This window comes from Alistipes sp. D31t1_170403_E11 (genome assembly GCF_015553985.1).
GTDB lineage: Bacteria > Bacteroidota > Bacteroidia > Bacteroidales > Rikenellaceae > Alistipes > Alistipes montrealensis.
Map to the genome: position 1 here is coordinate 20,408 of NZ_JADNHQ010000011.1, position 12,353 is coordinate 32,760.

Below are 12,353 nucleotides of genomic sequence, written 5' to 3' on the forward strand. Positions count from 1 at the left end.
TATGCGCGTTTATCGGTTGCATTTCGTGATCCAGTTCTCGAGAATGGTTTTGCCCTGCGGCGTAAGGACCGATTCGGGGTGGAACTGAATGCCCCGCAGGTTGTGGGTTTTGTGCCGTAGGCCCATGATGAGGCCGTTGCGGTCGGTCGCCGTGACCTCCAGGCAGTCGGGGAGCCCTTCGGCCGAGACTACCCACGAGTGGTAACGCCCGGCGCGGAAGCCTGAGCCCAGTCCGTCGAAAAGCGGCTCGTCGGCCACGACACGGATGTCCGAGCAGACGCCGTGGTGGACTTCGGCGAGGTTTTCCAGCTTTGCGCCGAAGGCTTCGCCGATGGCCTGTTCGCCGAGGCAGATGCCCAGTATCGGCTTGGCGGCGGCGTAACGCCCGATCAGCGGCAGGAGCAGTCCTGCTTCGGAGGGGATGCCGGGGCCGGGCGAGAGCACGATCCGGTCGTAGGCGGCGACTTCGTCCAGCGCGATGCGGTCGTTGCGGCGCACGTCGACTTCGAGGCCCAGTTCCAGCAGCATGTGGCGCAGGTTGTAGGTGAACGAGTCGTAATTATCGAAAAGCAAACATTTCATGGTTTCGGTTTTTTTAGCGGTTAATTGATCAGTTTCCCGGCCTCGCGGATGGCTTTGTCCAGCGCTCCCAGTTTGCTCGATACCTCCTGCAATTCGCGTTCGGGATCGCTTTTCGAGACGATGCCCGCTCCGGCCTGGTAGTAGAGGGTGTTGTTGCGGCTGACGAAGGTGCGGATGGCGATGGCTTGGTTGAGGTCGCCGTCGAGGCCGATGAAGCCGATACATCCGCCGTAAACGCCGCGGTTCTGAGGCTCGATTTCCGAGATGAGCTGCATGGCGCGTACCTTGGGGGCGCCGCTCAGCGTGCCGGCCGGGAAGGTGTCGATGAAGGTCCGGATGGAGTCGCTGTCGGCGTCGATCTCGCCGCTGACGCGCGAGACGAGGTGGATGACGTGGCTGTAATACTGTACGTCGCGGTAGAAGTCTACTTTCACATGGTGGGCGTTGCGGCTCAGGTCGTTGCGCGCCAGGTCGACCAGCATGACGTGTTCGGCGTTCTCCTTGGGGTCGGCCAGGAGCCGTTCGGTCCGTTCGCGGTCGAGGGCCGAATTGCCGGTCCGGAAGGCCGTGCCTGCGATGGGGTCGATCGTGGCGCGGCCGTTTTCGATTTTGCAGTGTGTTTCGGGTGACGAACCGAAGATGCGGAAGCCTCCGAAATCGAAGTAGAAAAGGTAGGGCGAGGGGTTGATGCTCCGCAGTGCGCGGTAGACCTTGAAATCGTCGCCCTGGAAAGGCTGTTCGAAGCGGCGGCTCAGCACGATCTGGAACACGTCGCCCCGCAGGCAGTGCCGTACGCCTTCGCGCACCATTGCCTTGTAGGCTTCGTCGGTAAGGTTCGAGCGGCGCTCGCCTGTCGTGCGGAAATTGTACGAGGCGAAATTGCGGTCTTCGATCAGCGTTTCGACCTCGCGCAGGTGGTTTTCCTCGCCGTCGGCGCACAGTTCGATAATTGACAGCTCGTTTTTGAAATGGTTGAAAACCAGCAGGTATTTATAGAGTATATAGCAGATGTCGGGGGCGTCGGAATCCTGGTGGTGGTACTCTTTGACGGGGATGTTTTCGAAGTAGCGGACTGCGTCGAACGCCGTGTAGCCGAACAGTCCGCAGTGTTCGCTGCCGTCGCCCGTGATGCGGAAGCCGGCGAGGAACTCTTTCAGCGCATCCGCCGTGGTGTAATCGCCGCCGAGGCGTTTTGCCGAACTCCGGCCGTCGGGGAAATCCATGACGGCTTCGCCGTTGTTGACGCCGATGCGGGCGATGGGGCGCAGGGCGATGAACGAAAGGCTGTTTTCGTTGCCGTGGTAGTCGGAACTTTCGAGCAGGGCCGACTGCGGGTATACGTCGCGGAGTTTGAGGTAGAGGCTGACGGGGGTATGGAGGTCTCCGAGCAGTTTTTTGCTTGCCGTTGTGAATTGATACATCGTGATGGCTGTTTTTCGGATTTTACAAATTGCCGGCGATTTCCGGACGGTCTATGTTTTCGAGGTAGGTCTCCATATCCTTGTCGCCGCGGCCCGAGACGGTCAGCACCACTACGTCCGAAGGACGGAACTCCATTTTAGGCAGTGCGCCGAGGGCATGGGCGCTTTCGAGGGCGGGAATGATGCCTTCGAGGCGTGTGAGTAGGAATGCCCCGCGCAACGCTTCGTCGTCGTCGACGGAGAGCACCTTCGCGCGTCCCGTCTGCGAGAGGTTGGCGTGCATCGGCCCGATGCCGGGGTAATCGAGGCCGGCGGAGATCGAGTAAGGCTCTTCGATCTGTCCGTCGGGGGTCTGCATGACCAGTGTGCGTGCGCCGTGGATGATTCCCTCGCGCCCCAGTTGGATCGTCGCCGCGCTCCGCCCCGAAAGGAGGCCTTCACCTCCGGCTTCGGCCAGCACGATCCGTACGCGCTCGTCGCCGAGGTAGTGGTAGACGGTTCCTGCGGCGTTGCTGCCGCCGCCGACGCAGGCCATCAGGTAGTCGGGGTAGTCGCGGCCCTCCTTTTCCTGCAGCTGCACGCGGATCTCCTCGCTGATGACCGACTGCAGGCGTGCCACCATATCGGGGTAGGGGTGGGGACCCACCGTCGAGCCGATGATGTAGAACGTGTCGGCGGGGTGGCAGCACCAGTCGCGGATGGCTTCGTTGGTGGCGTCCTTCAGGGTCATGTTGCCCGAAGTAACGGGGATGACCGTCGCGCCTAACATCTCCATTTTCCGGACGTTGGCCTGCTGGCGTTCCACGTCGGTACGGCCCATGTAGACCACGCACGGCATGTTCATCAGCGCGCAGACCGTAGCCGTGGCGACGCCGTGCTGTCCGGCTCCCGTCTCGGCGATGATGCGGGTCTTGCCCATCTGCCGGGCGATCAGTATCTGACCGATGGTGTTGTTGATTTTGTGGGCGCCGGTATGGTTGAGGTCCTCGCGCTTGAGGTAGATGCGGCAGCCGTAGCGCTCGCTCAGCCGGCGGGCGAAGTAAAGCGGCGAGGGCCGGCCCACGTAGTCGCGCAGCAGGGTGCGGTACTCCTCGCGGAACGATTCGCTTTCGATCACCCGCAGGTAGTTCTGCTGCAACTCCTCGACGCATTTGTGCAGGATTTCGGGGATGTATGCGCCCCCGAAGCGTCCGTAATAACCTTTCTCATTAACCTGGTAATTCATATTTTCTGATTTTAGAATATTGCACATGAAAAAAGGCCTGTTGTGAGTACAACAGGCCTTTTCGAATTTATCGCTGATTTATCGTTCAACAACTACACGCGGCAAGTCACTCACAACGGAAAATTGTAAGCGCCACCACCATGCGTTATTGATCGAAAAACTTTTCATAATCGGATTCATTGGTTGCAAATATAGGGACTTTGTGGGAAAAATCAAATAAAATCGTCTTTTTTTCATTTTGCAGCCGGGGCCGTCTCCACGACTTCGACCCATTCGCCCTTTTTGAGCGCCCGCACCGAGTTGTCGTACATCGCCTCGCAGTAGATCGAGGGCAGGTAGTAGCGACCCTTGTAAGTAGCGGTGAGCTTGATGGGAATTTCCTTGCTCTCGCCGCTGCGAAGGTCGAAATAACTCAGCACCCGGTCGTCGCGGATATCCTGGTAGGTGACCGACGTGAGGTCGCGTTCGGAGGTGATCTCCCATCCCGCCGGGACGATGTGCGTCAGGGCGAGGTCGGCATAGCGCTCGTAACCGCTGGTGTTCGTGACGGTCACGACGGCGTAGAAGTCTGTCGATACGGGAACTGACCGCGGGTCCATCGCGGCGCCGTTCATGTCCTTGTACCGGACATCGATCCGGATGCCGTTCGCGGCTTCGGTCTCTTCGCCCTTGCCCGGCGTGTAGCTCTGGCTCACGACCGCATAGAGGCTGCCTGTGCCGTTGTTCTTCACTTCGGTCTCGGCGGTGAGGGGCATGCTGACGATCGATTTGGCAGTCCGGAGCTCTTCCCGGCCGACTTTGGCGTCGATGCCCGTTTGTCCCGTGGAGGCGAAGTTCGCCAGCGTATTGAGCATCCATGCCGTCGACTGGGTGCTCAGCCATTTGTCTTTTTTCAGGATGTCGGACATCCGCATGGCCGTGCGGAACGCCTCTTCGCGGTGTCCGAGCAGCGTTTGCGTCATCAGGACGATTGCCATCTGCCGTTCGGAACTGTTATAGGTTCCGTCGTAGGGATTGACCTTCTGGCCCGCCGTATTTGCGGCCTGGCCGATCAACTCTTCGGCGACCTTCCGGTTGCCGTCGAGGGCGTAGGCTGCGGCCAGCATCCATTTCACGTCGTTACCCGCCTGCGCCGATTTCTCGCGGAGCCGGTTCATGCCGCCGCGGTCGGGAGAGCCGCCGAGTGCGAGGACATACTGGGCGTAAGCCTGTGTCAGCGGGTTGTCGAAAGTGTTGTTGCGCAGGTATTTGAGCGCCCGGTCGAAGATCGTACGGTCTACGGCATAGCCGTATTTCGCAGCCTCGGTCATGAAATGGACTGCGTAGACCGTGCCCCACTCCGAAAGCGAAGTTCCGCCGCTCCAGTAAGCGAATGCACCGTTGGACAACTGGTAGCCTCCCAGCCGCGGCAGGACGCTCTTGATATTGCGGTCGATGTCCTGCAACATCTGGTTGTCGCACTCCACGATGGCCGGGAGGTAAAGCTGCGGGAAGGCTCCCGAAGTGATCTGTTCGATACAGCCGTGGGGGTAGCGCACGAGGTATTCGAGGCGGCGGGAGAGGTCGATCGGAGGTATCGACGAGAGTTCCAGCTTGGCCGATCCGGTGGCTTTCAGGGGTTTGACCGCAGCCGTCTGACCCGTCTGGAGAATGCGGTCCTCGGTGGTCGTTACGTAGGGATTCGGTTCCCGCACGTCGAGTTCGATCTCCGAGACGGAACTGTCGCCCGACGACGATGCCGTGACGCGGACCTTTCCGATTCCGGTCTGCTTGCCTGCCTTCAGCCGGAAGGCGACGATCTGTTCGCCTTCGCTGCTGAGGGCGATGCTTTTGCTTTGCGGGCCGACGATGGTGAACGACTCGTTGGCGGTGACCTTTATATCGGTCTTGCCGACCCCGTTTTCAAGGGCGAAGACCGTGACGGGCAGTTCGATCTCCTCGTCCGTAGATACTACGCGGGGCAGGGTCGCCTGTACCAGGAGCGGCTTTTTCACGGCGACTTCCTTCCCCGAGGAGCCGAAGGCATGGCCGTTCGAGGCGACGACCATCACGCGTACCGACCCGAAATAGGGCGGCAGCGTGATTTTGTGGGTGTTCGTTTTTCCGGCGCCCAGTTTCTGCGCATTGATAAAACGCACGACGGGTTTGAACCGCTGTGCCCGCAGCGCCCCGGTGTTCGGCTGCTCCGCGTCGCCGCCGATGGCGAACAACTGCTCGATGCGGCCGCCGTAAGCGCCGATGACATAGTCGAACAGGTCCCAGGTGCGGACGCCCAGCGCCTCGGTCGCATTGAAATAGAGGTATGGATCGGGTGTTTTGAAGCGCGTGAGCCCCAGCAGGCCTTCGTCGACCAGCGCCAGCACATAGCTCATCCGTTTGCCGTTCTGCTCGCGGACCTTGATCGTGATCTCCGATTCGGGTTTCACCGATTCGGGCATTTCGATGACGGGCGTGAGGCGCGTGCCGGCGTCCTCGACCGGGAGTCTCAGTACGCCGAACAGCCTGATCGGCGCGTCGTTGAGCGTGTTGTTGTGGGGCTGGACGAGGGTTACCGATACGTAGACGTTCGGGGCCATGCCCTCTTTGACCGGTATTTCGAAGGAGGTCTGCTTGGCGGTGCAGTCGATCCAGTAGCTTTCGCGGACGAAGTTGCCGCTCTCGACGCTTACCAGGGCCCGTGCGCCCGGGGAGGAGGGAATGGTGATCTTGGCCTTGTCGCCCGGGACGTATTTATCCTTGTCTTTGGCAATGGCGAGCCGTGTGGCGGCATCCGTCACCGAGGAGACATCGCCCCGGTAGTCGGACGACGATACGCAGACGACGCGCGTCGCCGAATGCGCCTGCCGGGCGCCTGTCACGCGGATCAGGTAATAGCCGTAGTCGCCTGCGCTCCAGCGCATCGTGACCTGCCCTTTGCCGCCCGAAAGGGTGGTTTGGAGGGTTTTGTAGTTGGCATTGAGCGCACTCTTGGCATAACGGGCCTGGGAGGTGGCCGACGAGGCGTCCCACCACCAGTAGGAGGTGATCTTATAAACCGATACGGTCACCTCTTCCGAGCCGGTTACGGGGCGGCCCTTGGCGTCGACGAGTGCGATTTTCAAGGCATGGTCGCGTTTGCTGTCGAGGTATTCGTCGCCCCATTCGCTTTGCTGTTCGGTTACGGCGATTCCGAAATAGGCGTCGTAGGGCGAGACGGTCGTAATTTGTTGATCGACACTGAAATCGCCGCTCTTTTCGAAGACCTTGACGGTGAATTTGCCGCTCAGCAGGCCCGGACTCAGTCCCTCCAGCGACGAGAGCTGGTCGGTAGTCAGTTGCAGTGAACCCTGTTCGTTGGTCGTGCCCGATGCGATCTCGCGCTCTTCGGGGTCGAATTCTTTTGTAGCGTCGTCGAACGAATAATCGGCATAGCCCTTGAAGCGTGTCGGGATTTGGGTCAGTTGGGCCTGGAGCGTGACTTTGGTTCCGGCGGCCGGGGCCCCGTGGAGCCAGCGGGCGGTCAGGCGGCCGGTGAAGTTTCCGGCGTCGATCGTCTGTCCGTCGCCGAGGTGCATCTCGATCTTCATCCGGTTGGGTTTGACGGCGTCTACCCGGATGTTCTTTTCGAAAGTGGCTCCGCCGAAGTTCGCCTTGGCGCGCCAGATGCCGGTGGGCGAGGCGGGCGTCGTCTGCAATCTGAAGGTGTGGATGCCGTCCGAGGAGTTGTTGCTGACCAGCGACTGCACCAGTTGGCCGTTGGGGTTGTAGAACTCCAGTGACGCCGGATGGTTCTCCGGCAGCGGATTGTCCGCCGTGACGATCAGCGTGAGGTAGATTTCGTCGCCCGGGCGCCAGACGCCGCGTTCGCCGAACAGGTAGCCTTTTATGCCTTTGGCATCGGTCGTGCCGCCTACGTCGAAATTGCTCAGCGAGAGCGCCGCACCCTGCTCGGCCCTGACGAATGCGACATCGTCGCCGGCTTCGGCCAGGATCATGTAGGGGGCTTGCCTGCACTTCAATGCGGCCCGTCCTTCGGAGTCGGTGGTCGCTTCGGCCAACGGCTGGTTCTGGCGGTCGTAAACGCGTACCTTGCAGTTGCTTTTCGGGCGTGCCGAAACCAGGTCGGTCGTGTAGACGATCAGTTCCTCGTCGCCGTTGCTTTTGCAGATGATGCCGATGTCGGACTGAAGGACGATCTTCGACCGCTCGGAGTAGGTCCGGTAATCGCCGAAATAGTAGTCGTAATCATAGTCGTCGTCGACGGGGATCAGCGGATCGACACCCCTGATTTCGAGCATGTACATCGACTTCCGGCTGTCGGTGATCAGGCGGCTGAGGTCGAGCGAGTAGGTGTTGGTCCGGTCGAGCCGCGTCGACGATTTGCCTCCGAGGTCGATGGTCGTGTCGCGGACGATGCGGGATACATATTCCATGTCCGAAAAATCGGAGTCGCCGTAATAGTTTCGCTGGAAGAATTGGAGCAGGTTGTTGGCGAATATCTTTCGTACGCGTACGCGCGCTTTCGCATAGTTCACCGATTCGAACAACAGGCTCATGCGGTTGGACGAGGGCAGGATGGAGCCTTTGCCCGTGAAACGGATCGAGGGAGTCTGCGAAGGCAGCGTCGCCTCAAAGGCGAAACGCTCTTCGAGCCGCCGCCCCGATTTGCTCTGCACCTCCCGGCTGATTTCAACCTCGTAGTTGCCCGTGAGGCGTGCTTCAGGGTAGATATAGAGCCGGTTCTTGTCGACCGAAGTCCGGAATTTCGATTCGAACCGGATCAGGTTTTTGAAATCCTGGTTAGGTTTGAGGGGCTCGGAGAAGGTGACGACGATGGCCAGCGGCTCCTCGATGACGGTGTGGTCCATAACGACATAGTCGTCCTTTTTGGGAACTTCGACCTCGAGGGTCCTCTGCTCCGCGTAATCGAATCCGAGCGTCAGCGTATAGCTTTCGTCGCTGCGGGGCGCGATGTTCTCGACCGTGTAGCGGTGCGTGAGGCCGTCCTGCGAGTGTTCCCACGTCGTCGAAGTCCCCTGGGCGCCCTTGATGTTGAAATTCCGTTCCACGTAGTCGCTGTCCGCATAGTCGGAGGCGGTGAGTTCGCCCACCAGCACGTAGGAGAGCATGTCTTCGCTGTGCTGCAACCAATATTCGTCGCAGGAAAACCGCAGTTTCGGTGTCGAGAATTCGAATTCCGCAGTGCCTTTGAATTTTCCGTCGGTGAGTTTCGATGCATCGAGGGATATCTTGTAGCGGGTATCGCTTTTCAGGGGCGACTTCGGGACAATGCGCAGCATCCGCATTCCGAGGCGGGAAACGTCGAAATCGGCGGAAGGGGAGGACGAAACGGCGTTCCCGAGATCGTCTTTCGTCAGTTCGACATCCTCGCGGAATGTCACCTGGAGCGGCATCTTGACGCCTGACAAACCATTGGTCGATGATTCGATGATGTTGCTCGGCCGGTGGCCGCACGAGGCGAGCAGCAGGACGGTGGCGGCAAATAATGCGGCGCGAATTGCTTTCATGGTGAAGATTTTTAGGTAACTTTGTCAACGATACGACGGAGGTGTGCATATCTCCTCCAAAGATACGTAAAAAAATGTCAGAAAAAGCGTCGGCAAAGACAATATGTTTCCTCTCGGTGGGGCTCACGGTCATTTTGGCTGCGGGATTCCTGTTCGCCCTGCCGCGGACGCTTTTCGACGAGCCTTTTTCCGCGACGGTGTGGAGCCGCGACGGACGCCTGTTGTCGGCGAAGGTCGCTCCCGACGGGCAATGGCGCTTTTTTCCGACGGACAGCGTGCCCGACAAGTTCCGGACGGCCATCACGACCTACGAGGACAAGCGTTTTTACGACCATTTCGGGGTCGACCTGCTGGCGCTGGGGCGCGCCGTGGGGCAGAATCTCTCGGCCGGGCGGATAACGAGCGGGGCGAGTACGCTCACGATGCAGACCATTCGCCTCAGTCGCGACGGAAAGCCCCGGACGTTGCGCGAGAAACTGATCGAAATGGTGTTGGCGCTGCGGCTCGAACTGCGCTGCGACAAAGATGAAATTCTTGCGTTGTATGCCGCCCATGCGCCTTTCGGCGGCAATGTCGTAGGGCTGGAGAGCGCTTCGTGGTACTATTTCGGCCGCAGCGCGCGGCAGCTTTCGTGGGGCGAGAGCGCCCTGCTCGCCGTGCTGCCCAACGCCCCGTCGCTCATCCACATAAAACGGAACCGCGAACGGCTGCGGGAGAAGCGCGACGGACTGCTCGACCGCATCTGGCGCAGCGGGCACATCGACTCCCTGACGTGCGCCCTGGCCAGGCAGGAGCCGTTGCCCGAGGCTCCCGAGCCGATGCCGATGCAAGCGATGTATCTGCTGGGCAAGATGAAGAAAGGGGCGTTGCGCTCGACGCTCGATGCCGATCTCCAGAGCCGGATAAATGCACTGGCCCGCCGCTGCAACAACCAGTACCGCGGCAACAAGATCAACAACCTGGCCGTCGTGGTGATGGACGTGCACAGCGGCGAGGTGCTCGCCTATGTCGGCAACGTTTACGACCCAGCGGACCGGAGCACCGGAACCAGCGTCGATGTCATCCCCGCGCCACGCAGCAGCGGCAGTGTGCTCAAACCGATTCTTTACGCTGCGATGCTGGACAACGGAACGGCACTCCCGACGATGCTGTTCCCCGATGTGCCGACCTATTACAAGGATTTCACGCCCCAGAACTACAACCGTACGTTCGACGGCGCGGTTCCGGCCAACCGGGTCGTCGAGCGTTCGCTGAATGTTCCGTCGGTGAGGATGCTCGACAAATACGGGCGGGAGAATTTCCTGTCGCTGGTCCGCGGCCTGGGATTCCGAACGATCAACCGGAGCGCCGGCCATTACGGACTTTCACTGATCCTGGGCGGCGCGGAAATCACGCTGTGGGACCTTACGGCGGCCTACATGCTGATGGCGGCCAAGCTCAACGACCAGGATACGATCCATGCCCCGCACTACGATCCGGCCAATGCGGCGGTCGTCAGCGCCGACGACATTCCCCTTTCGCGGGGTGCGCTGTGGCTGATGTTCGAAGCGATCAGCCATGTCACGCGTCCCGAGGAGGAGGGCGAGTGGCAGTATTTCACATCGTCGAAAAAGATCGGCTGGAAGACCGGGACGAGTTACGGCAACCGCGATGCGTGGGCCGTCGGGGCGACGCCCGATTACGCCGTGGGCGTCTGGGTCGGCAACTGTTCGGGGGAGGGGCGTCCGCTGATGACGGGTGTCGGCTATGCTGCGCCCGTGTTGTTCGAAGTGTTCGGCCTGCTGCCCGGGGGAAGCTGGTTTTCGGAGCCTTACGGCGACCTCGAACCGGCCGTAGTCTGCCGGCAGAGCGGTTTCCTGGCTTCGCAGGTGTGTCCTGACCGCGATACGGTGATGATTCCGCAGTCGGCTGCCGCGGGCGAGGTCTGCCCCTACCACCGGATCGTGAACCTGAGCCCCGACCTGAAATACCGGGTGACGACCGACTGCTGCGATGCGGCCCGGATCGTTCGCAAACCGATGTTTATCCTGCCTCCTGCGCAGGAGTGGTACTACAAAAAACAGCATACGGATTACCAGCCGCTGCCGCCGCTGCATCCCGGTTTGTCGGGGGCGGAAGCGGGAGGCGATCCGATCGAGATCATCTATCCCCAGCCGGGACGTGTGCTGGTGGCCCCGAAGTCGCTCGAAGGGGAGGCGCAGAGCCTTGTCTTCACGGCCGTCCACCGCGACCGCAATGCCGTGTTGTTCTGGCACATCGACGATGAATACCTCGGCGCCACCACGCTGGAGCACAAACTGTCGGTAAGGCCTGCACCCGGGCAGCATCGCCTGACGGTGATCGACGAACACGGAGCCTCCAAAAGCGTCGTGTTCAGTTGCCGGTAGCTTCGGACCCTTACCCGAAGTAAATGAAAAACGCCTTTGCAGGGATTTACCTGCGAAGGCGTTTTTCGTGTTGCCGGAGCGGCGGGTTATTTCACCCCGAATTTGTAGATGCAGACCTGCGTATACTCTTCGCCCGGACGCAGTACGGTCGAGGGGAAGTTGTCGTGGTTGGGGCTGTCGGGGTATTTCTGCGTTTCGAGCGCCAGCGATTCGCGGTAACGCAGCGGCTTGCCGTATTTGCCGTTCACTGCGCCGTCGAAGAAATTGCCGCTGTAGAATTGCAGGGCCGGCTGGTTGCTCAGCACCTCGATCGTGCGGCCCGAAGCGGGCTCCCAGACCGTGGCAATGGGCTCGATGCCGTCCGCTGTTTTGCGGTCGATGATCCAGTTGTGATCGTAACCCGCGCCGTTGCGCAACTGCTCGTTGTCGGCGCCGATGCGCTCGCCGATGGCGTGCGGGGTGCGGAAGTCGAACGGCGTACCTGTCACGTCGGCGATCTCCCCGGTGGGAATCAGCACCGAGTCGACCGGTGTGGTTCGGCTGGCGTTGATGGTCAGCACGTTGTCGAGGATCGTACCGTTACCCTCGCCCTTGAGGTTGAAGAAGGGGTGGTGCGACAGGTTCACCACGGTCGGCTTGTCGGTCGTGGCCTTGTAGTCGATGCGGAATTCGTTTTCGGGCGTGAGCGAGTAGGTCATCTCGATTTGCAGGTTGCCCGGGAAACCTTCCTGTCCGTCGGCGTGCAGGTAGCTCATCACCAGTTGGGTGTCGGAGGCGGAAACCACGTCCCAGACCACGCGGTCCAGTCCGCTGAGTCCGCCGTGGAGCGTCTGGCCGTTGTTGTTGATCGGGAGGGTGTACTCCACGCCGTCGAGCGTGAAGGAGCCCTTGGCGATGCGGTTGGCATAGGGACCTACGACCGCGCCGAGGAAACGTTCGCCGGTGTTGTCGATGTAGCGGCCGATCGTCTCGTAGCCGAGTACGATGTCCTGGTAGTTACCCTCGCGGTCGGGGGTCCAGAGCGAGACGACGCGGGCGCCGTAGTTGGTGACCTGCATGGTCACGTCGCCGGCATGGAGCGTGTAGAGTCCGACGGGTTTGCCGTCCACCTCCGTCTGGAAGGCCTCGTTGCTGAAGAGCGTAATTTTAGGCTCCTGGCTTCCGCAGGCGGCCAGCAGCAGGGTGCATAATGCGATGAAATTTCTTTTCATGGATGTGTTTTTGGGTTCTT

Annotated in this window: 6 protein-coding genes; 1 reads left to right on the forward strand and 5 read right to left on the reverse strand. The window is 60.6% G+C overall.

The window, feature by feature from the left end:
• Positions 1-9: 9 nt before the first annotated feature.
• The 4 genes from I2E69_RS14430 to I2E69_RS14445 form a co-directional block, all read right to left on the reverse strand.
• A complete protein-coding gene (locus tag I2E69_RS14430) occupies positions 10-582 on the reverse strand; it encodes an anthranilate synthase component II (RefSeq protein ID WP_195461924.1) in 573 nt (190 codons plus the stop codon).
• Positions 583-602: 20 nt separating this feature from the next.
• Positions 603-2,003 carry an anthranilate synthase component I family protein gene (locus tag I2E69_RS14435; protein WP_195461925.1) on the reverse strand — a complete coding sequence of 467 codons (1,401 nt, stop codon included), beginning with the start codon at positions 2,001-2,003 and terminating at the stop codon, positions 603-605.
• Positions 2,004-2,025: 22 nt separating this feature from the next.
• Complete coding sequence (gene trpB / locus I2E69_RS14440) at positions 2,026-3,228, reverse strand: tryptophan synthase subunit beta (protein ID WP_195461926.1); 1,203 nt, start codon at positions 3,226-3,228, stop codon at positions 2,026-2,028.
• 233 nt (positions 3,229-3,461) lie between these two features.
• Positions 3,462-8,735, reverse strand: coding sequence for an alpha-2-macroglobulin family protein (locus I2E69_RS14445; protein WP_195461927.1), 5,274 nt, complete (start codon positions 8,733-8,735; stop codon positions 3,462-3,464).
• Positions 8,736-8,809: 74 nt separating this feature from the next.
• Here I2E69_RS14445 and pbpC point away from each other — a divergent pair, with 74 nt between their 5' ends.
• Positions 8,810-11,122 (forward strand): penicillin-binding protein 1C, encoded by a 2,313-nt coding sequence (gene pbpC, locus I2E69_RS14450; RefSeq protein WP_195461928.1) that lies wholly within the window; start codon positions 8,810-8,812, stop codon positions 11,120-11,122.
• Between the two features lie 86 nt (positions 11,123-11,208).
• Here the strand turns inward: pbpC and I2E69_RS14455 are convergent, their stop codons facing one another.
• The gene (locus I2E69_RS14455; protein WP_195461929.1) at positions 11,209-12,333 is read right to left on the reverse strand and encodes an aldose epimerase family protein; all 1,125 of its coding nucleotides are present in this window, start codon (positions 12,331-12,333) and stop codon (positions 11,209-11,211) included.
• Positions 12,334-12,353: the final 20 nt, after the last annotated feature.